Annotated in this window: 24 protein-coding genes, 1 tRNA gene and 1 pseudogene; 16 read left to right on the forward strand and 10 right to left on the reverse strand. The window is 47.5% G+C overall.

Going from position 1 to position 25,133, the window contains the following annotated elements:
- Positions 1–20: 20 nt before the first annotated feature.
- The 3 genes from J5A52_00695 to J5A52_00705 all read left to right on the forward strand — a co-directional run bounded on the left by J5A52_00695 (position 21) and on the right by J5A52_00705 (position 2,019).
- The gene (locus J5A52_00695) at positions 21–494 is read left to right on the forward strand and encodes an NUDIX domain-containing protein (protein QUB37619.1); all 474 of its coding nucleotides are present in this window, start codon (positions 21–23) and stop codon (positions 492–494) included.
- Positions 495–610: 116 nt separating this feature from the next.
- A complete protein-coding gene (locus J5A52_00700) occupies positions 611–1,357 on the forward strand; it encodes a DNA alkylation repair protein (protein ID QUB37620.1) in 747 nt (248 codons plus the stop codon).
- The gene (locus tag J5A52_00705; GenBank protein QUB37621.1) at positions 1,354–2,019 is read left to right on the forward strand and encodes an NAD(P)H-dependent oxidoreductase; all 666 of its coding nucleotides are present in this window, start codon (positions 1,354–1,356) and stop codon (positions 2,017–2,019) included. Before J5A52_00700 ends, J5A52_00705 begins: the two co-directional genes overlap by 4 nt.
- 40 nt (positions 2,020–2,059) lie before the next feature.
- Here the strand turns inward: J5A52_00705 and J5A52_00710 are convergent, their stop codons facing one another.
- Positions 2,060–2,890 carry a VanZ family protein gene (locus J5A52_00710; protein ID QUB37622.1) on the reverse strand — a complete coding sequence of 277 codons (831 nt, stop codon included), beginning with the start codon at positions 2,888–2,890 and terminating at the stop codon, positions 2,060–2,062.
- A gap of 72 nt (positions 2,891–2,962) precedes the next feature.
- Here J5A52_00710 and J5A52_00715 point away from each other — a divergent pair, with 72 nt between their 5' ends.
- Positions 2,963–3,187 carry a DUF167 domain-containing protein gene (locus J5A52_00715; protein QUB37623.1) on the forward strand — a complete coding sequence of 75 codons (225 nt, stop codon included), beginning with the start codon at positions 2,963–2,965 and terminating at the stop codon, positions 3,185–3,187.
- 13 nt (positions 3,188–3,200) lie between these two features.
- Here the strand turns inward: J5A52_00715 and J5A52_00720 are convergent, their stop codons facing one another.
- Positions 3,201–4,358: a hypothetical protein gene (locus J5A52_00720; GenBank protein QUB37624.1), complete on the reverse strand. Its 1,158-nt coding sequence runs from the start codon at positions 4,356–4,358 to the stop codon at positions 3,201–3,203.
- 142 nt (positions 4,359–4,500) lie between these two features.
- On the opposite strand from J5A52_00720, the gene J5A52_00725 reads away from it, so the two are divergent.
- A complete protein-coding gene (locus J5A52_00725) occupies positions 4,501–4,920 on the forward strand; it encodes a helix-turn-helix domain-containing protein (protein QUB37625.1) in 420 nt (139 codons plus the stop codon).
- 16 nt (positions 4,921–4,936) lie between these two features.
- Positions 4,937–5,395 (forward strand): transposase, encoded by a 459-nt coding sequence (locus tag J5A52_00730; GenBank protein ID QUB37626.1) that lies wholly within the window; start codon positions 4,937–4,939, stop codon positions 5,393–5,395.
- Positions 5,396–5,608: 213 nt separating this feature from the next.
- Here J5A52_00730 and J5A52_00735 read toward each other — a convergent pair whose 3' ends face one another.
- Positions 5,609–5,941, reverse strand: a complete 333-nt coding sequence (locus J5A52_00735) for a hypothetical protein (protein QUB37627.1) — start codon at positions 5,939–5,941, stop codon at positions 5,609–5,611.
- A gap of 889 nt (positions 5,942–6,830) precedes the next feature.
- A tRNA-Pro gene (locus J5A52_00740) sits at positions 6,831–6,907 on the reverse strand.
- Between the two features lie 42 nt (positions 6,908–6,949).
- Between J5A52_00740 and J5A52_00745 the strand changes: the two genes are divergently transcribed.
- Complete coding sequence (locus J5A52_00745; protein ID QUB37628.1) at positions 6,950–7,561, forward strand: class I SAM-dependent methyltransferase; 612 nt, start codon at positions 6,950–6,952, stop codon at positions 7,559–7,561.
- Here J5A52_00745 and J5A52_00750 read toward each other — a convergent pair.
- Together J5A52_00750 and J5A52_00755 are read right to left on the reverse strand one after the other, a co-directional pair.
- The gene (locus J5A52_00750; GenBank protein QUB37629.1) at positions 7,551–8,264 is read right to left on the reverse strand and encodes a DsbA family protein; all 714 of its coding nucleotides are present in this window, start codon (positions 8,262–8,264) and stop codon (positions 7,551–7,553) included. The genes J5A52_00745 and J5A52_00750 overlap by 11 nt on opposite strands.
- Positions 8,257–8,859, reverse strand: coding sequence for a hypothetical protein (locus J5A52_00755; protein QUB37630.1), 603 nt, complete (start codon positions 8,857–8,859; stop codon positions 8,257–8,259). The genes J5A52_00750 and J5A52_00755 overlap by 8 nt, the downstream gene beginning before the upstream one ends.
- Before the next feature lie 122 nt (positions 8,860–8,981).
- Here J5A52_00755 and J5A52_00760 point away from each other — a divergent pair, with 122 nt between their 5' ends.
- The 3 genes from J5A52_00760 (at position 8,982) to J5A52_00770 (ending at position 13,782) form a co-directional block, all read left to right on the forward strand.
- Positions 8,982–10,799, forward strand: coding sequence for an ABC transporter ATP-binding protein (locus tag J5A52_00760; GenBank protein ID QUB37631.1), 1,818 nt, complete (start codon positions 8,982–8,984; stop codon positions 10,797–10,799).
- Positions 10,800–10,897: 98 nt separating this feature from the next.
- The gene (locus J5A52_00765; GenBank protein QUB37980.1) at positions 10,898–12,793 is read left to right on the forward strand and encodes an ABC transporter ATP-binding protein; all 1,896 of its coding nucleotides are present in this window, start codon (positions 10,898–10,900) and stop codon (positions 12,791–12,793) included.
- A 14-nt stretch (positions 12,794–12,807) separates the two neighbouring features.
- Positions 12,808–13,782 carry a hypothetical protein gene (locus J5A52_00770; protein QUB37632.1) on the forward strand — a complete coding sequence of 325 codons (975 nt, stop codon included), beginning with the start codon at positions 12,808–12,810 and terminating at the stop codon, positions 13,780–13,782.
- A gap of 7 nt (positions 13,783–13,789) precedes the next feature.
- Here the strand turns inward: J5A52_00770 and J5A52_00775 are convergent, their stop codons facing one another.
- The 3 genes from J5A52_00775 to J5A52_00785 all read right to left on the reverse strand — a co-directional run bounded on the left by J5A52_00775 (position 13,790) and on the right by J5A52_00785 (position 16,311).
- Complete coding sequence (locus tag J5A52_00775; protein QUB37633.1) at positions 13,790–14,248, reverse strand: YbhB/YbcL family Raf kinase inhibitor-like protein; 459 nt, start codon at positions 14,246–14,248, stop codon at positions 13,790–13,792.
- A gap of 463 nt (positions 14,249–14,711) precedes the next feature.
- A complete protein-coding gene (locus J5A52_00780) occupies positions 14,712–15,170 on the reverse strand; it encodes an NUDIX hydrolase (GenBank protein QUB37634.1) in 459 nt (152 codons plus the stop codon).
- A complete protein-coding gene (locus tag J5A52_00785) occupies positions 15,151–16,311 on the reverse strand; it encodes a Fic family protein (GenBank protein QUB37635.1) in 1,161 nt (386 codons plus the stop codon). Before J5A52_00785 ends, J5A52_00780 begins: the two co-directional genes overlap by 20 nt.
- A gap of 431 nt (positions 16,312–16,742) precedes the next feature.
- Between J5A52_00785 and J5A52_00790 the strand changes: the two genes are divergently transcribed.
- Entirely contained in the window at positions 16,743–17,504 is a 762-nt protein-coding gene (locus tag J5A52_00790) for an ABC transporter ATP-binding protein (protein ID QUB37636.1), read from the forward strand.
- The gene (locus J5A52_00795) at positions 17,504–18,610 is read left to right on the forward strand and encodes an ABC transporter permease (GenBank protein ID QUB37637.1); all 1,107 of its coding nucleotides are present in this window, start codon (positions 17,504–17,506) and stop codon (positions 18,608–18,610) included. The genes J5A52_00790 and J5A52_00795 overlap by 1 nt, the downstream gene beginning before the upstream one ends.
- A 65-nt stretch (positions 18,611–18,675) precedes the next feature.
- Here the strand turns inward: J5A52_00795 and J5A52_00800 are convergent, their stop codons facing one another.
- Positions 18,676–19,761 carry a DUF475 domain-containing protein gene (locus J5A52_00800; GenBank protein QUB37638.1) on the reverse strand — a complete coding sequence of 362 codons (1,086 nt, stop codon included), beginning with the start codon at positions 19,759–19,761 and terminating at the stop codon, positions 18,676–18,678.
- Positions 19,762–19,938: 177 nt separating this feature from the next.
- Here J5A52_00800 and arcA point away from each other — a divergent pair.
- The 4 genes and pseudogenes from arcA (at position 19,939) to arcC (ending at position 24,835) form a co-directional block, all read left to right on the forward strand.
- Positions 19,939–21,174: pseudogene (gene arcA, locus J5A52_00805) on the forward strand (arginine deiminase).
- Between the two features lie 63 nt (positions 21,175–21,237).
- Positions 21,238–22,296 carry an ornithine carbamoyltransferase gene (argF, locus tag J5A52_00810; protein QUB37981.1) on the forward strand — a complete coding sequence of 353 codons (1,059 nt, stop codon included), beginning with the start codon at positions 21,238–21,240 and terminating at the stop codon, positions 22,294–22,296.
- 26 nt (positions 22,297–22,322) lie between these two features.
- A complete protein-coding gene (locus tag J5A52_00815; protein ID QUB37639.1) occupies positions 22,323–23,888 on the forward strand; it encodes a YfcC family protein in 1,566 nt (521 codons plus the stop codon).
- Positions 23,888–24,835 carry a carbamate kinase gene (gene arcC, locus J5A52_00820; protein ID QUB37640.1) on the forward strand — a complete coding sequence of 316 codons (948 nt, stop codon included), beginning with the start codon at positions 23,888–23,890 and terminating at the stop codon, positions 24,833–24,835. The genes J5A52_00815 and arcC overlap by 1 nt, the downstream gene beginning before the upstream one ends.
- Positions 24,836–25,133: the final 298 nt, after the last annotated feature.

Genomic DNA, 25,133 nt, shown 5'->3' on the forward strand with positions numbered 1-25,133 from the left:
AAGTTGTAATATATAGTGGTATGAGTGCCGTCCACGGAATCATTACGCATCAAACGAATCGCCCGACAGACTATTTGTATCGGTTGTCGCTTAAGGCGCTGATTACGAATGCTAATGGTGATATTCTGGTCGTGAAGGAGACAGGGCGCCATTACTATGATTTACCGGGCGGCGGCATGGATCATGGCGAGGATTTCCGCCAAGCGCTGGCGCGAGAATTAGCAGAAGAGGTAAGTCTAAGCGGCAAATTCTCGTACCAAATTATTGATATTGATCAGCCAGCATATCTGGCAGAACATAATTTTTGGCAAGTACGATTGATTTTCGCCGTGTCGCAGCCTGGCGGGCACTATGCACCAGGCATTGATGGCGACGAAATTGCATGGCTGCCACTTAATTATTTTGAACAGTCAAAACACGAGGTAGAGCGGCGGATTGTTAGGTATTGGCATGCGGCGTTCAAGAAACAAGTTGTTGTGCAAAGGCATAATTAAGCAGCTCTACAGCTTGCTTGTAAATAATAGTATCTTACGATTTATATTAAAATAATAGGTGTTTTTCGCGGCGGTTATTGTGAGAAGGTATTTATCCATTCTGTTACAATAATCATATGGACATCGCTGCAGTTGACCAAACTTTGCGCCAGTTAGCGGTCGGCGACGAAAAATATGCGACGTTTCAGCGACGAATCGTTAATACAAATAAGCGCGTGTACGGCGTGCGCACACCGGCGCTCCGGCATCTAGCAAAGCAGCTGGCACGCTATGGGATCGGTGCGGCTGGAGGTGATGGCAATAATGAAACGCCGCCGCTGAACGCTGCTGATATACGAATATTTTTACGCGAGCTTGACGAGACAGTTTACGAACAGGTGCTGCTGGGCGGCTTGCTTATCAATTATACGAAAATGAATGACGAAACGATGATTGATTTGATACGCTGCTATTTGCCGCTGGTTGATAGCTGGGCAGAAATTGATACTTTTGTTGAGCGCCGCGCGCGGTTTCGGGCAGATGCTTGGTGGAATTTTGCATGCGAGAATCTTCATCAGGACGGCGAGTTTTCCGTCCGTTATGGCGTGATTATGCTGATGAGTAATTTTTTGACGCTGGACAGTATGAGCCGCGTGTTTACTGAGTTGCGAACTATCTCGCATGACGGTTATTATGTCAAAATAGCGATGGCATGGCTGTATGCTGAAGCGGCGCTGGTTAGTTTCGACCAGACAATGAACGAACTGTCTATTGCACCAATCGACGTATGGATCAAAAAGAAAGCTATGCAAAAAATGAAAGAATCGCGCCGGTTTACGCCGGAGCAGCAAGCAATAATTGCCAAAGAAAGGGGCATGCTATGACAAAATCTATTACAGCGAAACATATAAGTGAGGCGCTGGAATTTCGTCACGCTTGCAAGAAGTTTGATCTTAATAAAAAAAATTCAGAGGACGACATGGAATTGCTTTTGCAAGCAGCGCGCTTAGCGCCGAGTTCATACGGCATGGAGCAATGGAATATCATCGTGGCGCAGGATGCCAAGCTGCGCGCTCAACTGAAAAAAGCGAGCAGTATTGTGAATGGTCCGCGCTTTGATGCGAGCCATATATTGGTTTTCACTGCGAAAACTGCGAGCGGATTTGATAGGCATATGACGCACATGCTGCGCGACGTAAAAGGTATGAATACAGTAACGGCAGCGGCAATGAAAACAGGATGGAAACATTGGGCGAAAACTGATTTTAAGGTATACGATACGCCGGATGGACTGCACCAGTGGGCGGCACGACAAGCGTATATCGCGCTCGGGTTTGTCATGCTGGCAGCAGCAGAGCGAGGAATTGATTCGTGTGCAATAGAAGGTTTTTCGATCGACAAAGTAGTTGCCGTACTAGAAAGTTTCAAATTGATCAACCGTGATAATGATTTACCGGTAGTAATGCTGGCACTTGGTTACCGTGCCGACGGATCAATGCATCCGCGCAGCCGCCGTGATATGGACGAGATTGTAACGTGGTATTGATAGCACTGAGGATTTTTGTTCTCCTGCTGCGTTACTTGCGCTACCGTCGCTTCTTTCGCTTTTCTACGCCGACTAAATATCGTCCAAATGTCCAGCCGTGGCAGATTTTTGGTATAATCCACTCCCACGTTATCCACCAAAGCATCACAATAGCTTGTGGACTGATTTGATAAATCGCTGGGGCATAGACGCGCAGTATCATGGCGCTCACTGACGCTATGAGCATAATTGCTACTGCATCAATACACCCGGCAAGGAAGTGGTTAGCGAGATTGTTCTTTACAGGCTCAGCATTGAGCGGCTGGCTTTTTAGATATTTCTTGAGACGGAATGTCATAGTGTAGCCAAGTGCCGCACCGAGCGTGTTCATTGCTAGATCGTCAACGTCAAACAGACGATAACTGCATGGGTAGATATGGAAAAATCCGGTCAGCTGTGCAATTTCGATCAAGAATGACAAACCTAAACCTGCCACGATAGCGAAACGAATGTGTTTTCTAAAATATAACGCAACAAATGCGCCGAGCGGCATGAAGAAACAAATATTGGCGATGACTTGCAGTGCGGCAGTTATGTGTTTGCCGGGCCGCATAGCATCAACAATCCAGTGAAATGGGATAAGTTGTGGCGATAAAGACTGTTTTGCGCAAAATGACGCAGAGCTGTCGGGCATTGGATAGAGAGTGAATAATCCAAGCCCAAGCAAATACAGTACAAATGTATACGAAAAAATAACATATCCCCATGTTGCCCGCCGCCGTGCTATCAGCCGCGCAATGATGAACGGGATTGTCAGCAAAATGCACATAAATGGCCAATACACCAGGCTCAATGCAAAAGACTCCGAAAACGGTTGAAGAAAATGACGCATATATGTATGTATGATAGCACAGTGTAGGATGCTTATTTTTGATACGGTTTTCTCAGGCTATAATGAAAATATATGAGAATTACTGTTCACCTAAAACCCGGCAGCAGACGCGGTGATATGGTAATTGAAAACGCTGACGGCAGCCTAACGATTTTCACGAAAGAACCGGCGATTGACGGGCGGGCAAATGCAGCGGCAATTCGACTTGCCGCCGCGCATATAGGGGTCGCAAAAACGCGCGTAGTATTACTGCGCGGACGGACGGCGCGGCGGAAAGTATTTGAGATTAGTGATTAATAACTAGAGCCAACTACTTTTGAGTGCGGATTTTTAGAAATTTGAAAGCATCTTTTTCAGCTGCTGGGTATAATTCCAAGGTTTCCAGGTTTATCATAGATGCAGGAATAGTTAACCGCGTGTAGGAGTCTGGGCGAGACCCGTATCTAACAAAAGATACCTCTTGTACATTTGTGTAACATTTTAGGTCAAAATACTGCGGTTGATTCTTTCGTCTATCGCATTCTGGATTAAGCTTAAAGTCAATCCCTTTGGCGTCTTCCTCCGCTGATCCATGAATGTAGATATCACCTGCTGATTTGAATGCTTTTGCAATTGCGACCTCGCCAACTATGCCGCGGACGCATCCAGGTATTTCACGTTTGCATTCACGAGGGAGCAGAGAGTAAAACGTACCCTCCATAAAATCTTTGACGTCTGACGCTGACATCTGCGTGTCCCTGGTTAACACGAAATCTGTCATGTCGTGCATGAGGCGAGCCATTTCTATTACTTCTTTTTTCTCTGTTCTGTTTGAGTTTTCCAAGCCTAGTTCTATCTGTCTATCTACGCATCTTTGTTTATTGTTGTGCCATGCAGCGGGAGCTGCCTCAAGAATCGCAACTGCCAGGTTTCTTTCGGCTTCTACTTTCTCAAGTTCTGTTTTTGAATCTGGATGGATAATGGCTCTTTCTATGTTGCTGCTGTTAGAATCGCTCTTTATCAATTTTTTAAGGCGGCTGATATCTTTGCCAAAAAACGAATGTACAACAGATTGAACAATTGATGAGCACCTGCCGGGTGACAGTTGTTGCTCTTCAAAGAGTATGTGGCGATCTGGGCGGTCGATGGACTCAATATCTTTGCGCGATGCACGGGGGTTTAACTTTTTATGTACTCGTCTTTGATATGCAATTAGTATGTCGTTGAAGACGGGAACAGAAAGCTCTGGGGATTCTCTCTCAACTGGTTGCGGACCAAACTCGCATGAATAACACCCTATCCTGGCTGCATCTTCCAATGATAGAAATCTAAGGATTGGACATAGTGGACGTTTGTTGGTGTGTTTATTGTCGCTTTCTTCGACGCTGTCAATTTCCTCAAACACTTGACTGAGCTTTTCGTCATTTAGCTTAGAATCTTCCATATCCTCTGCACAACTCAGCACAGATTCTCCAAAACATTTGTCCATAACGTGTATAAGTAATAGCATAATAGTGCTTATAAGTCAATATCATCGTAAAGGCTCACTACCTTCGCAACATCCTCTGCCTAAAAAAGCAGACTATCCTACACTAGATTAGTACCACCTAATCAGAAAGGAGTAGTCTGCTATGGCTTATTCTAACAATCCTTACGCTCCAAAGGCTAGACGAGCGGCAGTAGATCTGGTCATACGCCAAGGCATGAGTGTCGCTGAAGCTGCCCGCCGGAGCGGCGTACACCGGACGACGCTGTATCGATGGATAGAAAAAGCTAAGACCCTAGACTTAGCATGGAATGCTCATATACCGACCTTGTCTTCAGCGCCGCGGCATCATCCTCATACATTGCCAGACGAGATAGTTGCGGCTATTGTAACAGAAAGACAGCGGAGCGGCCGCGGTGCGTATTTTATTCATCTTGAGCTGCAAGAGCGCGGCGTAGCGGTATCACTCAGTAGCGTTAAGCGTACCTTGCGGCGCCAAGGTCTCACAAAAACCTATAAGCAAGTGGAAACGGCATCGGCCTTATATACCGCGCCCGCTAGCTAATAAACCAGGAGACTTAGTGCAGGCGGATACTATTCATTTCGTGCAAAGAGATGGCGGGCGCTTTTATGTCTATACACTCATAGATCTCTTTTCGCGTGCTGCCTATGCTGAGTATTCTCCCAAATGCAATCAGCGGGCGAGCTTTCATTTTGTTATGCGCGGACAAGATTATCTCGGTATCTCGCTGGCGATGCTACAAACCGACAACGGGCCAGAGTTTGGTAAATGGTTTCACGATCAACTGAATTCTAAAGGGATTGCCTTGCGCCATTCCAGAGTGCGCAAGAGTAATGACAATGCCCATATTGAGAGATTCAATCGTACTATCCAAGAGGAATGCTTATCTCCAAACATACGTGCATCAATTGTGCCGGAAAGGATTTATTGGTATCTCGCATACTACAACCAGTTCAGGCGGCACTCAAGCATTAATGGAAATTATCCGCTTGATCTATTGGATTGGCATAGCTGCTAATAAATGTGTCGCAAAGGTAGTGAGCCTGGTACGGAGACTGCCGTTCCACCCATGTCCTTTCTCCTTCGCTGAAATCTAAAGTGAGGAGATGCCTTCTGAGCCAAAAACTTCGAAAGCTCTCAAGTCTTCGCATCGCAGGATATATACCAGCATAATTAGCCGAAGCTATAATCATCTCTTCGTGCAACATAATGATGTTATCTTCTCTATAAACTATTCAGACTGCCAAGGTGATTCATAATTAGGCGATGCGCACCATGAACCACCGTCAGAATCGTAAAGAAATCGATGTCGCTGCTCTTCAAAAGACTCTGTCGCTTCTTCTGCAGAATAAGATGGATTAGGATCAAAAATTGTTGATGCTGTCAACCTGTCGCCAGGACGCCAAAAAGCCTGCTTGCTATCTTTTCTGATGATTTTCTTTATTATCTTGACTGGAGTCACGCCTAACACGAACCTTCCGATAGCACGTCGCACAAAAGTTTGACGACCGTCAAACTCGCGATCTATTCGATGTGTCTCTGTCTCTGAAATTCTACCAGTCATCTAATACATTATTGTACCACAATTTCTGTCCACCGGTCTGCTCGACCCGTGGTGTGGGGTGAGGTGTCTGCGTGGGGTGGTTCCCGGTCACCGGGTACGCCCCTGGTGTCCACGTCGCGTGAACGTCATTTCCTCACATCTCCCCTGGAGAAATCGGCCTGTCCGGTCGTGTAGCTGGCGCCAGTCCCCGCCTCGCGCACGAAGACCCGGCAGCACAAGCTCCTCCAAGCCCACTACGAGGGCGCCATCCCCGTAGAGCTACTACGCAAGGAACAACAACGTATCACCCACAGCCTAACCGCTGCCAACCACCGTATCCAAACCCTAGAACAAGATCTAGGAGATAAAGAAGAACTAGTCGTTCAGGCACTAGACATCGCCCAGCACATGGCTAACACCTACCACCACGCACCCAACCACATCCGACGCATGCTCAACCAACTGCTCTTCGAACATGTCTACCTCGTCCCCCACGACGACACCAGCCAGCTCACCACCACCGCCACCTGCATGCCGCCCTTTGACAGCATCCTGGGCTGGGGCGGGAGCCCGACAGACAACGAGCAGACCCTGCCCGAAGGCGAGGAGAGCATGAAGCCTCTCACCACGGATCCAGGAGAACGCGACGAGGAACAGGCAGCAAACCTTGCCACCGCAGCCAGTGGCCAGCCCCACACACCACAGCCACCAGGCGCAGCACAGACCCTCCCAGTACCACGGGGCCACGAGGTCGCAGGGGGTCATGAGGTCGCAAACACAAGACCAGGCACGCAGCCTCCGAACCGGCAGAGCTGCCTCAAACCACCAAAGACCGTCCAGAACAAGCCGTGTTCAACCCAAAAACCCACGCCTGAGGTCTCTCAGGACGTGGGTTTGAGTGTCGAACACTTGGTCGGGGTGACTGGATTTGAACCAGCGACCTCACCGTCCCGAACGGTGCGCGCTACCAAGCTGCGCCACACCCCGACGTCTTCCTTAGTATACCTGACCGGCGAGTATAATAAAAGCATGAGTTTAGAGAGATATCTTGCTGCTGCTACGCTATTGTCCGAACAAATTACGTTTCGCGAGCTGGCGATTATCCTGCGCGAGCTGGTACGTGTCCAGACAGTGCCTGGTGCAGTGGTTGAATTTGGCTGCTACGCGGGCACGGCGAGCATTCATATTGCGCGGTGGCTGGGCGGCAAGCAATTTCATGTTTACGATTCATTTGCTGGTTTGCCAGAGAAGACAACGCCCGACATTAGTCCTATCGGCGAGCAATTTCGCCCAGGCGAGTTGCTAGCGACGAAGAAGCAATTTATGACGAATTTCAAAAAAGCCGGCATACCATTGCCGCACATTCATAAGGGGTGGTTCCGTGATTTGCATCCGAGCGATATACCGGCGCCAATCAGCTTCGCGTTTCTGGACGGCGATTATTACGAGTCGATTCTCACGCCGCTGCGGCTTATTGAAGGTAAGCTAGCGGATGGCGCGGTTATCGTCGTTGATGACTACACGAACGAAGCGCTGCCAGGTGCTGTGCGGGCGGTTGACGAATGGCTGCGGACTCATCCGGCGCGTTTACGCGTTGAGCAATCACTTGCAGTGATACATCCGCAGTCTACTATGGATTGATGCCGCCTGCCTTCAGAATCGTATGCAGCCCGTTGTATCCGCCGGCGAAACCACTTGTCGTGTAGTTGTTGACTACTATGTACGGTAGACCTGATACGCCGAGCGCAAGTGCTCGTTTGGTGTTAGCTTCAATCTCGGACTTATGCTTTTCGTGTGCCATACAATCGCTAAATGTAGCAATGTCTAACTTAGCTGATTTTGCCGATTCAGCGAAGTAGTTGAGCGGCAACTTCGGAATTTCTTTTGGCACAGCAACATTTTTCACACCGATACCTTTATCAAAGTAGTCGGATTTGATACGTGGTACGATGTCGTGTGTGTACTCCCAATACTTATTTTGGTCGGCAGCACAATAGGCGGCTTCAGCGCCTTGTTCGCTGTTGGGTACCATGCTTTTAAGTACAGTGACGACGCGGTGTTCATAGCGTAGTTTGCCAGGTTTGATGTACGTATCGTTAAATTCATGCTGTGATGTTGCCGCTTCAACCTGAGCACAGTATGAACAAAAATAGTCAGTGTAATCAATAAAAACGTTTTTTGTGTCTGCATTGCCGCGTGACATATGCTGTACCCATGGTCTGCCATCCCCGACATGTTGGTTAGGCGGACGGTTCGCGATATTATATACAAATAACGCGACAATGCCAGCGGCAACAACGCCAAGAACGATATTAATTGGTGCAATACCACGATTGTTACGCATGTGACTCCTTTTGCTGTGTTAATTCCGTATGAATATAAACGATATAACCAGATCTCACAAGTGACCATATACTCAAGCAGAGCGCAACAACTAGTATGAAACTATTAGCGATGTGCGCAGCAGTTGTGGCGGCGGCACCAGAAAAGAACAAAGTCACGATTGGCAAAATAAGCGACGTACCGCAGGGGACGCAGCCGAGTCCAAGTGCGGCGGCTATGGTAGCAAGGCTGCTCGTTGCGGTTTGGCGTGATGCAAGTTGTTTGTCGTTTGCGCGGTTGTGTTTAGCGTCGAATACGATAGCGGCAATAGCAATGCCCTGTAAAAGTGAAATAAGAATAATCATAAAACCAGTGCTCGTCGTAATTGTGTCGCAGGCTAATGCAGTAATAAGCTGACCAACAAGCGCAAGCTTATCGACAATTGGCAGCGAAGATAGAAAAAGTGGTCCGTAAAAATTAATATGGATTAGCCCGTAGATGACGATCGAAAATAAAAACGCAACAATAAAACTGAGCACGACGTACTGCGGTTGCCGGATAAGGCGTTTCAGTCCGGTAAGCGATAATAGCCCCCGCCGCCAATCAAAGCCTTTCATAGCTAAATTATACCGCGATAGCATACAGAAGGCTAGAAATATCTATTGGTTGAAGTCCATATAAATCCTGGTTCCGTATAAAATGGTGTAGAATGGTAGCTGGATTAACAGAAAGAATATCTATGAAACCGATTTTGAAATTATGTAAACCGTACATTGCGGCGTTTGTTGCGCTAGTGGTATTCACGTATGTCGCAGTAATGATGTCGCTGCGTTTGCCGGATTATTCGGCGAATATCGTCAACAAAGGAATTATCTTGCAGGATCTTGGTTCGATTTGGACAGATGGACGCATGATGATCGTCGTTGCGCTGATCGGCGGCGTTTGCACGATTGCAAGCGTATTCTTTGCGGCGCGGATTGCTACAGGATTAGCGCGAGATGTACGCCGGCGGGTGTTTGCGCAGATTGAGAATCTTGCGATTGCGGATTTTAATCAGTTCTCTACCGCGTCGCTTATTACGCGCTCAACGAACGATATTCAGCAAATTCAGATGACATTGATGATGCTGCTGCGTTTTGCGCTGATGGCGCCGCTGATGGCGGTTGGTGGTATTCAGAAAGCGTTAGAAAATGCGCCAAATTTGACGTGGATCATCGCATCGGCAGTGGCGGGGCTGTTGATTATAATTGTTATGCTCTTCGCTGTGGCGGTTCCACGATTCAAGAAATTACAGCAGCTGGTTGATAAACTGAATCTAGTAACGCGCGAAAACTTAACGGGTTTGCGGGTTGTGCGGGCGTTCCACAATGAAAAAATTGAGCAAACGAAATTTCAGCGCGTGAATAATGAGTTGAACGGACTAAATTTGTTCGTGAATCGCCTGATGATGGTACTTGATCCGGTGATGATGTTAGTTATGAACCTTACAAGCATTGCAGTGGTTTGGTTTGGCGCGTGGCTTGTTGATGCGGGGACGCTAGAAATTGGTAATATGATGGCGTTTTTGCAATACGCAATGCAGGTGATTATTTCATTTTTGATGATTTCGATGGTATTCATTATGGTGCCGCGTGCGGCGGTGTCGGTGCGGCGCGTCAGCGAGATTTTGGATACGCAGCCGTCAATTACTGATCCGAAACAACCGAATCATCTTCCGGCGGATGGCGTGGGAAAAATTGAATTTCGTGATGTAACGTTTAGTTACCCGGGTGCGGATTTACCAGTACTGTCGGGTATTAACTTTACTGCTGAGCCAGGGCAAACAACGGCGTTTATTGGCAGTACGGGCAGCGGTAAATCAACTCTCATTAATTTAATCCCGCGGTTCTATGACGTGAGTGCTGGGCAGATTTTGCTTGATGGTGTTGATATCCGCAATGTCATGCTCAGTGAGCTGACCTCACGCATCGGCTATGTGCCGCAAAAAGGCGTACTTTTCAGCGGTACGGTCGCGAGTAACATTTCTTACGGTAATCAGAAAGCGTCGCGTAAGGAGCTTGAGAAAGCGGCGCAGGTTGCCCAGGCGGCAGAATTTATTAATGAACTTGACAGTGCGTACGACAGTAGTATTGCGCAGGGTGGCAGCAACGTATCGGGCGGACAGCGTCAGCGGTTATCAATTGCGCGTGCGCTGGCAACGCAGGCACAGATTTATATTTTCGACGATTCGTTTTCGGCGCTAGACTTTAAGACTGACGCGAAACTACGGCGCGCGCTTGCTAAGGAGATGAAACATAAAACTATGCTGATTGTGGCGCAGCGTATCAACACGATTATGAATGCTGATAAAATCATCGTACTTGACGAGGGTAAAATCGTCGGGCAGGGCACGCATGCTGAATTGATGCAGTCGTGCCGTATATACCAAGAAATTGCCGCGTCGCAGTTGTCTGATGAAGAGCTTGCGCAGCTAGCGGCTAATGTTGCTACGCCATCATCAGCATCAAAAAGGTCTGCTACGCGATCTGTCCGGCGGCAGAAAGGAGTAGCGCGATGAGTAATAAACAAGATTTTAAAAAACGACCACGCGTGCGCCAAGGCGGACCGATGGGAAATATGGGTGCGGGCGAAAAAGCTAAAAACTTTCGCGGTACGATGAAAAAATTAGTATGCTATTTGGCGGCGTTTCGTTGGCGGTTACTAGCGGTTGCAGTGCTTGCGGTTGGCAGCACAATTTTTGCAATCGTTAGCCCGAAAATACTCGGCGAGGCAACTAACCAGATCGTGAAAGATTACGTTAGTATCAAAGCATACGATACAATCACGAAAAAACTACCGGCGGATACAAAGCTGCCAAGCGGCACAACGGGAGGTAATATATTAAACAAGTTGCCAAACAAATCGGAGATTGAAAACAAAATCCCAGCCGGTCAGCTTGATGCGATCCGCGCGCTTGATGTGACGAAAAGACCAGCGTTTCACTTTGACGCAATTGGCCAAATTGTTCTGTGGCTTATTGGGCTGTATCTGTTGAGTGCAACGCTCCGCTATCTTGAAAGCTGGATCATGACAAACGTAACGCAAAAAGTCGCATTTCAGATGCGGCGTGATATTTCGTTGAAAATTAACCGTTTGCCGCTCAGCTACTTTGATAAGCAAACTTACGGTGAGGTGCTCAGTCGCGTCACGAACGATGTTGATACAATCAGCCAGACGCTAAATCAAAGTTTGTCGCAAATCGTGTCGGCGGTGGTAATGATTGCTGGTATCGTGGCAATGATGCTATCAATTAGTTGGCAGATGACAGTAGTAGCACTTCTAGTGTTGCCAGTGAGCATGGGTTTTGTGCTGCTAATTGCGAAAAAATCGCAGGTACAATTTACTCGTCAGCAAACTGAGCTCGGCGAACTGAACGGGCATATTGAGGAAATGTATGCTGGACATCAAGTTATGCGTGTGTTTAACGGGCAAGCGCGTTCGCTCGCAAAATTTACGACAATTAATAATCAACTGCACGTAAGTGCTTGGAAATCGCAGTTTTTGTCGGGACTGATGTGGCCGATTATGAATTTCGTGGGAAATTTGGGCTACGTTGGCGTGGCAGTGTTGGGTGGTTGGCTGGCGATCAATGGTCGATTGCAGGTTGGCGATATTCAGGCGTTTATTCAATATATGCGACAGTTTAATCAGCCGATTGAACAGACGGCAAATATCGCTAACGTTTTGCAATCAACGGCTGCGGCAGCGGAGCGGGTATTTGAGTTTATCGACGAACCAGAAGAGACGCGCGAGGGTAGGGATTTGGTAAAGCTAGAAAAAGTGAAGGGCGGCGTGGAATTTGATAACGTCACCTTTGGTTATAATCCAGGCGAGCCGGTTATCAAGGGCTTATCGGCGCGTGTCAAGCCGGGGCAGCGCGTGGCGATCGTTGGTTCGACCGGCGCCGGCAAGACGACGCTGGTAAATTTGCTGATGCGATTTTATGAGATTAACAGTGGCGCGATTAAAATTGACGGCGTTGATATCCGCCAGATGAAGCGCAGCGACGTGCGGCAGATGTTTGGTATGGTACTGCAGGATACATGGCTATTTAGTGGCACGATTCGCGATAATTTGCGTTACGGTCGTCCGGATGCTAGCGACGATGAACTGATCGCTACCGCCAAAGAAGCGCACGTTGATCACTTTGTTCACTCGCTGCCAGGCGGCTACGACATGGTGCTTGACGAAGAGGCAACGAACATTTCGCAGGGTGAAAAACAACTGCTGACTATCGCACGGGCGATGCTTGCTAAAACGCCGATGTTGATTTTAGACGAAGCTACCAGCTCAGTTGATACGCGCACCGAAGTGCTGATTCAACAAGCAATGGATCGGCTGATGAAGGGCAAAACTAGCTTCGTTATCGCTCACCGGCTCAGTACAATTCGCGACGCTGATCTGATTTTAGTCGTGAAAAACGGCAATATCATTGAGCAGGGTACACACCAAGCGTTACTTGACCAGCATGGTTTTTATGCTGAGCTATATAATAGCCAGTTTGCAGATTAGCATATACTAAAAGAATGGGTGTTGTTTTCTCAGTCGATAAGCAGACAACTTTTTATTATTGGCTGCAGATTGTTGCTGGGTGGGATGATTCATCGGCAGTCGACGCAGAATCGGCAGCGTATTATACAGGGCAGATTCACTCTATGTTGTCGCAAGAACAACAAAAAGCACTGCACGATGTAAAATATCTTTTGCAGTACAATTCCAACCCGCGGCAGCTGTTGGCAGAATTATACGCTGGTAATACTCGCTCGCATGATGCGCAAACGATCGTAGAGCGGGCGCTACCGTGCATGCCGCTGTTTGAAGCACTCGTTTGGCGTGATACACAAAAAACGATGCTGATGTGGCGCGATTTACTCCAGGCGTATAATTTCGCGCGTACTAATGAATTACTTGTGAACATTAAGACCTTTCTTGCTTCGACATTTGATTTGCATACCACGCTTACAGTCTATGTATTACCGAATATCCCCGATGCGGGCGTGATTGGGCATCGGATTAGCGGTACCGACTTTATCTTGCTGCGCCCGTATATTGAGTACCGCCAAAGCGCTATAGCAAATGTTGTTACCGTTGTGTTGCACGAGTATATTCACGTGATAGAATCATGCTCGAAACGCAGCCGCACATTGATGAAACAGCCGTACGAGATATGTATTACCGCGAGTCATATCCGTCCGCCGCATGGATTTACTTGGAAAAGTATGTACATTGAAGCATTGGTATATTGTTTCGCGAACAATATACCTGGCGGATATGCTCGAACGGTTGTGTCTGGTAAGCCGTTACCAAGGGTTGAAGAGTTTCAACGCGGATTTCACAGATTGCGAGCGAAAGGTGCTGCCACGACAAACGATGCAATTGCATGGGCGGGTTTATGCATCACGGATATAGTGGCGCAGTATATTGATGAGGGGAAGGTGATTGATGCAGAGATTGTTGACCATATTGGGTGCGTATATCAAGACATGTACAAGATGGCTTAATTTAAATCTACTTTCGAAAAGTGTCTAACGCGCTGAACATTCCCGTCAATACCGCCTGGTCGATGATATGCGGCTGCATAGTAGCAGACAACGCTTGCGGCTTTGTAGCAGCTGGAATGTCGAGTATAGTGTTGAGTGCGTAAACAAAGAACTGGTATCGGTGTGTGCCGAACGGCGGTTGAGGACCGCCGTAGCCGGAATGACCCCAACTGGTTATGCCTTCAACCGCGCCATTTGGCAGGGTGTTGCCAGTGATTTCGGTTGTCTCGGGTGGCAAATTCCAGACAGTCCAATGATAAAATCCATCGCGCCCGGGCGCATCAGGATCATGGCAAATAACGGCGAGACTTTTTGCATTTGCTGGCACGCCGGCAATGCGCAGTGTTGGGCGTCGATTGCCGCCAAGCCGTGTGTAAGCTTTTGGGATTTTAGCGCCGTCAGCGAAGTCGAGACTCGAAATATTCATACTACATAATAGTACGAATCAGTAGGCAGATCGTCAAGTTATTGTAAGTACTTACGTTTTATGTCTTTATAAAAAATACGCAAGGAGTTAGTAAAATGGAATAGGTGAGACGACAGAAGTATCGCACGCTCTTATGCACGAATTATCGCCTGAAGCGCGCTGAGGTTAGATCAGCGGTCGCGGCAAAGTAATCCATACACGACAAAGGCTACTGGTGCTGTTTCTAACAATTCCGATGAAGCGATCAATGGCTATATCCAGATAACTTTTTCTGCGTTGGATGCGGGCGGTGCGAACGTTGGAGGTTGTCTCGCAAATGCAAACACGGTTGATGCAAACGGTAAATGGAAATTTGAAGCAATGTGCTCTGGTAATGGAATTGAAACAGTACGCTTCAAATTACTTACTGGATTCTAGCTATCAATAACCTTAATAATTATAGAATAGCCTGAATCTTTTCGGGCTATTTACTTATAATATAATTAACCACATCAATATAATATTGGTCTGCTCCTGCCGGTGTAATGCGTAAAAGGTTCTCCTTTGCGAGCCACGTATATTGACTATGTTCCCAACTGAGTTGCACCTGGGGGTTGTCGTGTACATGCGTTTCATATACAACATGTGTCACGTGCGTATGTTCTTTTGTCAGCACGTGTGTTACGTTATTGGGCATGATTATTATACCCGTTTCCTCTTTCGTTTCTCGGCATATTGCTGCGCGCCAGTCTTCGTTTGTCTCAACTTCACCGCCAGGAAAGTCTGGGTGTCCAGGAAAATGTGGATGCGTCATGCTGCGGTATAACACCAGAACCTCATTTGCTTCATTATAGAGTAGCAACTTTGCAACAACTTTTTCACCGGTGGACGGTATCCTATCATTAAACATGGTATGCGTGTGTCTATATCTCATTTGTTTCATTTTTTACTACTAGCAAATTGTTCTTGTCCATTGCCCTTAAGACATCGGAGAGTAGATAGTTGTTGGCAAATCGCATAACATACTTCTTTTTATAGTTTGGGTGTACCATCAGAAGGTTTTTCTCGCGCATATGAGCTAACGCCCGAGAAGTCTGAACCATCTTTGACGGCGTCGTGCCGAATATATGCCTTACATCTTGCGCCTGGATAATGTCTTTGCGCATAGCGATACGTAAAATCTCATATTCTTCCTGCGATATATATTTACTATCAAGAGCGTTTTTGATAGCTGGTTCTATGATGTTTGAGGATGAGTAATTTCGGTCGAGTAATCTGTTGACCCGCTCAAGTTCAGCGGAAATACCCCGCGCAACATACAAGCACCACGCCTCCATGTCTGCTACCCTGTTGCTGTCAGCTTTTGCTAGCATAGTATAGTACTTTTGTCTATCAGTACAAAATATAGCCGATGGGTTTAGTATCGTCCGCTTTGTTTTGTCAATAAAGCGCAATTTTACGAGCATTGCGTAAGTTAGTAGGCGCGCTGTGCGACCATTACCGTTATCAAACGGATGAATCGCAGCTAGGCGGTGGTGGGCGGTTGCAATCTTAATTATATCTGTCTTATTTTCACTTTTACTTTCAATATAACTGCACAGATCCTGCATGAGCGCCGGTATTTCAACATGCTCTGGTGGTTGATGAACGCTTTTCGTAATGTGTACTGGTTCCTGCCTCCATATGCCAGGAGCTCTGCTTCCACTGTTTTTTAAGTTGGCGGTAACTATTTTCTGTAGTTCTCGTATAAAACCTGGGGTAATTGGCGGTGAGTTATCATCGCTAAGATTCTCCTCAATAAATTTTATTGCCTTACGAATATTGCGTAGCTCTTGAAAGTCTTCATTCTCTGCTGGCTTATCAGACGAGAGGGAATCAAGTGCTGCGCCTGCTACTGTTGTATGGTTTCCTTCTATCCTAGCAGATGCAACACTTTCTAAAATGTGCATAATCTCCTTTAAATCATAAAAAAGCCATGGTGGTGTTGTTCCGCCAAGCTGCATGTAGCGTAATCGCTCTAAAGAAAATATTTCGCTTACTAACTGCGAGTCAAAAGTTGGGTTAATATGAACAATCGGTTTCACGCTGTTATTATAAATGTTTTTATTTATTATATCAATAACTTTTAACAAATTTATAGTTATTATATCTGTTTATAATTCTAATATGTTAAGTATGTTCTTAACATATTGTTATATAATTATTTAATGGTCTATCTGCAAAATTTAGTCCAGCAATTTAGCCCAAATCCTCAGTAAAATTAAGTATGTAGCACTAGCTCTAATACCTTATTGGATCCTTGGACTAATGCGCAAGTGAAAGTGTGATCGCGCGAGAGAAAAGGATGCGTGAGACATTGCTTTTCATCTGATGGATATCGACAAATAGCATGCTGATATTAAGACGACTGCGAAACCGTAGATACAAGATTGATATTGAAACAGTTGCTTGCTACGCTTTCGGGAAAGGGGTGATATACTAAAGTGAATGAAACAAGACTACGGGAGAAAATGTAATGCAGACGAAACAAATCGTCGAGGCAATCGGTCTAGTTAAAGCCTACGGCAGAACAAACGTAGTAGACGGCGTGTCGTTTAGCGTGGGTGAAGGTGAGATTTTCGGTATTCTTGGACCGAATGGCGCCGGCAAAACGACGACGCTTGAGATGCTTGAAGCGCTTCGACCGATTGACGGCGGACAAGCTCATATCGACGGTATTGATGTTGCCAAACAGCCGAAGAAAGTTAAGCGTATTATCGGTATTCAGCTGCAGGCGACAAGCTTTTATGACAAGCTGAATTTGCGCGAACAGCTGAAAATGTTTGCGAGCTTGTACGGTACGCGGGTGAACGCTGATAAACTGCTTGAGAAAGTCCAATTAACTGATAAAGCAAAAAATTACGTTGAGCAACTTTCCGGCGGACAAAAGCAGCGCTTCGCTATTGCCTCAACGCTGGTGAATACACCGAAAGTATTGTTTCTCGATGAACCGACGACCGGGCTTGACCCGCAGGCGCGTCGTAACATGTGGAATTTGATCAAGCAGATTCGCAATGAAGGCATGACGATTATACTGACGACGCATTATATGGACGAAGCGGAAATTTTGTGCGACCGGCTAGCAATTATGGATAATGGTAAAATTCTGACGATTGATACACCGCATAATCTTATCCAGGCACTCTTAAAACGTGGTTTCAAGAAAAAACAGGTTGTTGAGCAGGCTAACTTGGAGGATGTATTCATTGATTTAACAGGAAAGGCGATTCGAGATTGATGAAAGCATATTGGACGGGCGTATTCGGCCAAGTAGTGGCGATAGCGAAGCGCGTTATGCGCGATAAAATGGCGCTGTTTTTTACTTTTTTATTTCCGCTGATTTTTTTGTTAGTATTTGGCACGATCTTCAATAACCAGTCGGCGTCACTAAAAGTAGCGATTATCAATCATTCTGATAGTCTATTTGCTAAACAATTTGTCGATAACGCCAAGAAAGACGGCACTTCAGTATTGAAAGTTCAAGACGTTAGTAGCATGGATGAGGCGAGGGAAAAAATGAAGCATTCGCAGCTAGACGGTATAATTGAGTTGCCGAAAGATTTTGGCAAGCCGGGTGCTGACCGTCGCCCGAGCGGTACAATTAATGTGCTCTATGCAAAAGGCTCAGATCAAGCTGGCGGCACACTGAGCGCTGTGATGACGCAGATCGTCGACGGCATCAATAGAGGCATGGGACAGCCGGAGGCGCCGCTAAAAGTGGTATCGCAGGCGGTGGGCGATAAAGCGTTGAAAACGTTTGACTATACGTTTACCGGTTTGTTGGCGTTTAGTTTGATGAGTATGGGGATTTTTGGTCTGGCAAATCAAATGCCGACGGAGAAGCAAAAAGGCGCGTATCGGCGGTTGCAGGCAGCACCGTTTACGTCAGGACAGTTGATCTTGGCGACGATGATCGTCTATACGCTAATCTCATTGCTGAGTGCAGTGTCAATGCTGCTAGTCGGGCACTTGATGTTCCACTTTCAAATACGCGGCGACTGGCTAACATTCAGTTTGTTTCTTGCGCTGGCGGCAGCAATGATGGTGAGCTTGGGGTTGCTTATCGGCTCATGGGCAAAGAATGAAAACCAATCGTCGCCGCTTACGAATCTCGTATCGTTTCCAATGATGTTCTTGTCTGGCGCGTTCTTCCCGAGCTATCTGTTTCCAGAGTGGCTGCAAGGTATTACGAAATTTATTCCGATGACGCCGGTAGTTGATGGGCTAAGGCTGATTATGACCGAGAATGCTAGTTTGGCTGCTGTCGGAGAGCAGACGTTGATGGTGCTTGGCGTGACAGTCGTTGTGTATTTTATTTCAACGCGCGTGTTTCGCTGGGAATAACTCAACTGTAAGAGTCGGCCTTTGTAAAACGGATCGCTTCACTGTGCGTTTTAAAGGTTTTTTGGCTATATCTTCATTAAGCGCGCTTTAATTTTCTGAGCGATTGAATGCTTTTTGCGATGGTCGGCGTAGGTCTTTTCAAGTACGCTTGAGACGATTGCAGTGGCGATAAAGACGAGTCCAATTGAGCCTACGAACCATTCTGGTGGATCGACATGATAGAGTTTTACGAGCATAACAACGCCGAGTGCTAAAATTGCCCAGTGTGCACCATGCTCTAGGTAACGATACTTTGCAAGTTTGTTTGTTCGCGTCAAGTATACTGTTAGCGACCGCACCCACAATGCACCAGCGCCTAGCCCTGCGATAATCAAAATTACGTCGTTAGTAATCGCGAAGGCGCCGATTACGCCATCAAGTGAAAATGAAGCGTCAAGAATGTCGAGATAAACGAACGAAGCAAATGCCGCCATGCCGGTTAATACTTTGGCGTGCGATTGTCGCGCTGAGAAGTAATCGCCAAACAACTCAAGTGCTAAATGCACGAGCGTGCCGAGTACCGATGCTGCCAAAATTGCTTCGCGGTGTGCCGGGTCGGCAGTAGTGTATAGTCCCATTGCGACGAGCAACATTACGAATACCTTAAAGACTTCGTAACGTCCGAATCGCGACATCATCTTTTCGATTCGCTTAAGCCAGTAGAGATCTTTATTGCGATCCATGAAATAGCTGATGCCAATCATCAAAAGAAACGTACCGCCGAATGCATTAATAATTGGCGCGGCGCTATGCAGCGTGGCGCTATAGGCTGCCGGTTGATGAAGCGCCATATGAAGTACGCTCATAAAATCATGTCGGCTCGATAACATAACGATGACGATCGGTAAGATAAATCGCACTACAAACACTGCTGTGATAATCCCGACTGTTAAAAACATCGCCTGCCAGAATTTTGACATGCGCGCCAGGATACGGCTATTAATAACGGCATTGTCAAAACTGAAGGTCACCTCAAGGAGAACAAGCACAACAAACAGCCAGAGAGCTTCAACTCCTTTATTGCACGCCGTCCATGCGCCCAGTCCAATTGTTAATAGGGCGGAAACGAGGAAGATGCGAAATGGATGATGGGCGTGTAGTATTTTTTTCATAAAGGTTATGATACGGCTTTTTGTGTAAAAAATCTAGCCGAATAGGGTAGGGTGGATTGGGTTATTTGGACGCTCGCCTATTTTATAGTGGAATAATCGTAGATTACTTGCGCGTACAGTATAACCTGCTACAATATAAGCATTAACAATTAACATACACAACCGCAGGGGGTTAGGGTGGACGAACCTATTTATATTACATCAGAGATTGGACGGCTTCGTACGGTGCTATTGCATCGCCCGGGCGAAGAATTAGAGAATCTGACACCGGAAACATTACATGATTTGTTGTTTGACGACATTCCGCATTTGAAAGTAGCACAAGAAGAGCACGACCGGTTTGCGAACGTATTGCGTGAGCGTGGTATTGAGGTGCTGTATCTCGACGAGCTGGCGGCGGAATCATTGGCGGACGACGCGGTGCGGCGGCAATTTGTCGATGAGATGCTTGCGGCAAGTAAGCAAGGCGAACGTCGCGTTACGCGGGCACTGGCAGAATACTTGCTTGGCATGGAGCCGCGTCAAATGGTACGTAAGATTATGGCGGGCGTACGTAAAGATGAAATCAACTTGCCAGCCGAGCATAGTGAGCAGCTACATGACATGGTTGAGCAGGATCATTATCCATTCTATCTTGATCCAATGCCGAATTTGTACTTTACGCGCGATCCAGCGGCGGCAATCGGGCGCGGGCTGACGATTAATCGCATGCACTGGCCGGCACGACGCCGCGAATCACTGTTCATGCGCTATATCATTGACCACCATCCGCGGTTTGCCGGTAAGAATATCCCAGTATGGTACAACCGCGATGAGAAATTCTCAATGGAGGGCGGCGACGAGCTTATCCTGAATCGTACGACAATGGCAATCGGTATCAGCGAGCGTACGACACCGGAAGCGATCGAAACGATGGCGGCAAACTTGTTTGCCGGATCGGAGTTTAAGAAAATCATCGCTCTGCAAATTCCAAAGAGCCATGCATTCATGCACCTTGACACAGTGTTTACGATGATTGACTACGATAAATTTACGATTCATCCGGAGATTCGCGACGCCGAAGGCCACTTGAATCTGTTTATTCTAGAGAAAGTTGAAGGGCAGAAATACCCGAAGATTACGCGCGAAAATGATCTAGAGCATGCGTTGCGCGTAGCGCTCAGTCTTCCGAAGATTACGCTGATTGAGTGTGGCGGCGGTGATGAAATTGCAGCAGCGCGCGAGCAATGGAATGATGGAAGCAACACGCTTGCAATTGCGCCGGGTGTGGTGGTGACATATGATCGTAACTATGTGACGAACCAGAAGCTGCGCGATGCTGGCGTTGAAGTGATTGAGATTTCCGGTTCGGAACTTGGTCGTGGCCGCGGCGGCCCGCGCTGTATGAGTATGCCGCTGGTGCGTGAGGAATTGAAGCGCCGCATTGAAGTGAATGATAATCGCGGAGTTAGCGTTCCGGTTGCAAGCGTACCGAGCATGGTTGCGCCGCGGTTTATCGAAAAAGCAGAGCCAAGCGCAAGTGTTGTGTCATCCGGCAAATGGACGCTCTCGCGTGAGTTGCAGGGGCGGTCGTTCTTGGCGCTAAAAGATTTCACGCCGAGCGAAATCCGTTTAATGCTTGATACAGCGCATGAATTGAAGCGCCAAAAGAAAGATGGCCAAGCGCATCGTCTGCACGAAGGCAAGCAGGTCGCGCTGTTATTTGAAAAGACCTCAACGCGGACGCGCTGCGCATTCACGGTTGCTGCAAACGATCTCGGTGTGGCGCCGGAATTCTTAGGCAAAGACGACATCCAACTTGGCAAGAAAGAGTCGGTTGAAGATACGGCGAAGGTGCTTGGTCGCATGTTTGACGGTATTGAGTTCCGCGGCTTCGCCCATTCAACAGTTGAAGGCTTGGCGGAATTCGCAAATGTGCCGGTGTGGAACGGCTTGACTGATACATTCCACCCGACGCAGATCTTGGCAGACTTCATGACAATTGAAGAGCATGTCGGTAAGTTGAAAGGTGCGAAGCTGGTGTTTGTCGGCGATGGGCGCAATAATATGGCGAATAGCTTGTTAATTGGTTCGGCAAAAATGGGCGTTGACTTTCGAATATTGGCGCCGCGTGAATTGCACCCGACTGGTGACATTCTCGAAACGGCGCGTACGATCGCTGCCGAGACTGGTGCGAAAATTATGATTACCGACAATCACAGCGAGGCGCTTGCGGGTGCAGATGCAATCTATACCGATGTATGGGCATCAATGGGCGAAGAAGATCAATTTGCTGAACGTATCGCTCTCCTCAAGCCGTATCAAGTTAATCGCGCAATGCTTGAGCAGACGCGCAACCTAAACGTGAAGTTCCTGCATTGCTTACCATCTTTCCATGACACAAATACGGTGATTGGTCGGCAGATCCACGATCAGTACGGCCTTGATTGTATGGAAGTGACTGATGAAGTATTCCGCAGCAAACATAGTGTCGTATTTGACGAAGCTGAAAATCGTATGCATACCATCAAGGCCGTCATGGCGTTGACGCTGTAAAATAACGGAGTGAAGGAGGCTCCAAAATGGTAGAAAAAATTAAAAAAGTTAAGAAGAAGCTGCGATCGCCATCGGCGTTTACCGTACTGTTCGTTGTGATTGCGTTAATGGCGGCGTTGACGTGGGTGATACCATCTGGTCAGTATAAACTCGATAAAGACGGTAACCGCGAATCAGGTACGTACTCGAAAGTTGACAAGCAAAAGATTGTTGACCTCGACGATAGCGGTGAGCCAAAAAAAGACGACGATGGTAATGCTGTCACGCATGATGGTCGTCAAGGGCTGTGGGATGCCTTCATCGCACCGATTAAAGGCATGTCTGAAAAGCTTGATGTTATCGTGTTCGTCCTCATCCTTGGCGGTTTCTTGGGCGTGATGATGAAAACCGGCGCGCTTGATGCGACGCTTGGCGCATTGCTCCGTAAGATGAAAGGCAAAGAGAAGTGGCTTATTCCGATCCTGATGACATTCTTCTCGATCGGCGGTACAACATACGGTATGCAAGAAGAGACGGTAGCCTTTTATGCGCTCGTCGTGCCGATCATGATGGCAGCTGGCTACAACGCGATGACCGCAGTGATGGTGATTGTGCTCGGTGCCGGTTCTGGTGTGCTTGGCTCAACGCTGAATCCATTTTCGACAGGCATTGCAGCAAAATCTGCCGGTGTCGAGCTGAATAAAGTGCTTGGCGTTCAGGCAATTGTTTGGCTATTGTGTTTGGTTGCGGCGATCGTGTTTACGATGCGCTATGCTGCGAAAGTGAAAAAAGGCAACTACAAAGATGATGTGCGCTATAAACCGGTAACGACAGCGCTTGATATGACGAACGTGCCAAAGTTTACACGTTCGCGTGTTGCGGTGATGATTGTATTCGCGTTGACGTTTGTATGTATGACCATTTCGCTCATGCCATGGGAAAAGTGGGGCGTAACACTTTTCAAAGATCTGTACACTGCGGCAAGCGATATGCCAGTAATTGGTGCAGTGTTTGGTATTGGACACTCAGTTCCGTTTGGTGATTGGTACTTTAACGAGATTTCAGCACTATTCTTGATCTCAACAATCGTGATTGCGACAATTTACTACCACCAGTTCAAAAAAGAGGAAGTGTTTGTTGTTGATTCGTTCCTGAAAGGTTCAGCTGACTTGCTAAGCGTTGCTCTTATTATCGCAGTGGCGGCGGGTGTTGGTGTTGTTATGCAGAATGGCGGTATACAAGACACGATTATTAGCTGGGGTGAAAACTCGCTGAAACATGTCGGACAAGGGTTTGTTGGCGTGCTGGCGTATATTTTCTTCCTGCCAATGTCATTTATCATTCCGTCATCGTCTGGTTTGGCGGCGGCAACGATGCCCGTTATTGCACCAGTGGCTGAGCTGGTTGGTGTTGGCAAGGAAGTTGTCGTGGCGGCTTTCGCAACAGCATCTGGCGTGCTTAATATGATGGCGCCAACGATTGCGTCACTGATGGGTGGGCTAGCGCTCGCTGGCGTATCGTACCGTACCTGGCTGAAGCGTACGCTGCCGATTATGATAGTCTTTGCCGTGATTAGCCTCGTTGTGATCGCGTTGTTCGGGATGATTCATTGATGAACCGGAAAACAGTCGTCGTCGCATTGGGCGGCAATGCCCTGCAAAAACAAGGTGAGGCATCGGCGCACGCGCAGCAGCGTGTTGCCGATGCAACGGCGCGTCATCTGGTGCCGTTGATCTTGAGCGGATATCGATTGGTGATCGTGCATGGTAATGGTCCGCAAGTCGGTAATATTGTTCTGCACGAGGAATCAATAAACACGGCGGAGGTGCCGACATTTCCGCTTGATACGTGCGTGGCGATGAGCCAGGGTGCAATTGGGTTTTGGCTACAGCAGGCACTGATTGATGAGTTTAGCCGCCGTCATATGCATAGCGTTGCGTCGACAGTCGTGACGCAGGTTGTTGTTGACAAAGATGATCCGGCGTTCAAAGACCCGACGAAACCGATCGGTGTGTTCTACAAAACGAAAGATGATGCTAGCGCTGCGGCAAACGGCAGGGATTTCGTGTTTAAGGAAGATGCCGGACGCGGATGGCGCCGCGTCGTACCGTCTCCGAAGCCGTTACGAATTGTTGAAGAATATACAGTAAAGGCAATGCTTGATGCTGGCGTGACAGTTATCACAGGCGGCGGCGGCGGTGTGCCAGTCATCGAAACTGCAGACGAAGGGCTCGAAGGCGTTGAGGCGGTTGTTGATAAAGATTTCACTGCGGCAGTCGTTGCTGATGCTGTTGATGCGGAAGCGCTAGTGATTTTGACGGCAGTCGATAACGCGATGGTTGATTATGGAAAATCGACAGCACGCGCGATCGGACGTACAACAGTGCAGGAAATGCAAAGGTATGTGGACGCTGGACAGTTTGCGCCGGGCAGTATGCTACCAAAAGTGCAAGCAGCAATGAAATTCGCACAAAAACCAGGTCGTCGCGCTATCATTGCGAGTCTTGAGCATGCAAGCGACGCGCTTGATGGGCAGGTCGGTACCGTTATCGAAAGTTAGACGAGGCGAAATCGAAAGTTTCTAAAATAGCGGCGGGCTAGCCGCTATTTTGCGCTATTTTGGCTAATATGTTGAATGATGATTTCTGCGGAATTGTTATATTTACCCTCAGGACATTCGACGTCATCGCGCAAGCGGGTGCTCTTTCAGGCGTCGATACATGACATGTACAGGTCATTTCAGGGTAGCTGCCGTGCTCATGCTTATAGTATTCACCAGGAACTCAAAATTATTTTCATAAAACCTCTTGCACATTTTCTAGCACTCGTATATACTGAGTGCTAGAAATAGCACTCTT

Source organism: TM7 phylum sp. oral taxon 349 (assembly GCA_018127705.1).
In the GTDB taxonomy this organism is placed as follows: domain Bacteria; phylum Patescibacteriota; class Saccharimonadia; order Saccharimonadales; family Saccharimonadaceae; genus Saccharimonas.

Excerpts from the sequence above, each read along its gene's own strand:
- J5A52_00800 (QUB37638.1), bottom strand. The coding sequence starts at position 19,761 with ATGAAAAAAATACTACACGCCCATCATCCATTTCGCATCTTCCTCGTT.
- J5A52_00725 (QUB37625.1), top strand. The coding sequence starts at position 4,501 with ATGGCTTATTCTAACAATCCTTACGCTCCAAAGGCTAGACGAGCGGCA.
- J5A52_00765 (QUB37980.1), top strand. The coding sequence starts at position 10,898 with ATGAAAAAATTAGTATGCTATTTGGCGGCGTTTCGTTGGCGGTTACTA.
- J5A52_00815 (QUB37639.1), top strand. The coding sequence starts at position 22,323 with ATGGTAGAAAAAATTAAAAAAGTTAAGAAGAAGCTGCGATCGCCATCG.
- J5A52_00705 (QUB37621.1), top strand. The coding sequence starts at position 1,354 with ATGACAAAATCTATTACAGCGAAACATATAAGTGAGGCGCTGGAATTT.
- argF (QUB37981.1), top strand. The coding sequence starts at position 21,238 with ATGGTTGCGCCGCGGTTTATCGAAAAAGCAGAGCCAAGCGCAAGTGTT.
- J5A52_00720 (QUB37624.1), bottom strand. The coding sequence starts at position 4,358 with ATGGACAAATGTTTTGGAGAATCTGTGCTGAGTTGTGCAGAGGATATG.
- J5A52_00735 (QUB37627.1), bottom strand. The coding sequence starts at position 5,941 with ATGACTGGTAGAATTTCAGAGACAGAGACACATCGAATAGATCGCGAG.
- J5A52_00695 (QUB37619.1), top strand. The coding sequence starts at position 21 with ATGAGTGCCGTCCACGGAATCATTACGCATCAAACGAATCGCCCGACA.
- J5A52_00755 (QUB37630.1), bottom strand. The coding sequence starts at position 8,859 with ATGAAAGGCTTTGATTGGCGGCGGGGGCTATTATCGCTTACCGGACTG.
- J5A52_00795 (QUB37637.1), top strand. The coding sequence starts at position 17,504 with ATGAAAGCATATTGGACGGGCGTATTCGGCCAAGTAGTGGCGATAGCG.
- J5A52_00700 (QUB37620.1), top strand. The coding sequence starts at position 611 with ATGGACATCGCTGCAGTTGACCAAACTTTGCGCCAGTTAGCGGTCGGC.
- J5A52_00790 (QUB37636.1), top strand. The coding sequence starts at position 16,743 with ATGCAGACGAAACAAATCGTCGAGGCAATCGGTCTAGTTAAAGCCTAC.
- J5A52_00770 (QUB37632.1), top strand. The coding sequence starts at position 12,808 with ATGGGTGTTGTTTTCTCAGTCGATAAGCAGACAACTTTTTATTATTGG.
- J5A52_00715 (QUB37623.1), top strand. The coding sequence starts at position 2,963 with ATGAGAATTACTGTTCACCTAAAACCCGGCAGCAGACGCGGTGATATG.
- J5A52_00710 (QUB37622.1), bottom strand. The coding sequence starts at position 2,890 with ATGCGTCATTTTCTTCAACCGTTTTCGGAGTCTTTTGCATTGAGCCTG.
- J5A52_00780 (QUB37634.1), bottom strand. The coding sequence starts at position 15,170 with ATGAAACAAATGAGATATAGACACACGCATACCATGTTTAATGATAGG.
- J5A52_00760 (QUB37631.1), top strand. The coding sequence starts at position 8,982 with ATGAAACCGATTTTGAAATTATGTAAACCGTACATTGCGGCGTTTGTT.
- arcC (QUB37640.1), top strand. The coding sequence starts at position 23,888 with ATGAACCGGAAAACAGTCGTCGTCGCATTGGGCGGCAATGCCCTGCAA.
- J5A52_00750 (QUB37629.1), bottom strand. The coding sequence starts at position 8,264 with ATGCGTAACAATCGTGGTATTGCACCAATTAATATCGTTCTTGGCGTT.
- J5A52_00775 (QUB37633.1), bottom strand. The coding sequence starts at position 14,248 with ATGAATATTTCGAGTCTCGACTTCGCTGACGGCGCTAAAATCCCAAAA.
- J5A52_00745 (QUB37628.1), top strand. The coding sequence starts at position 6,950 with ATGAGTTTAGAGAGATATCTTGCTGCTGCTACGCTATTGTCCGAACAA.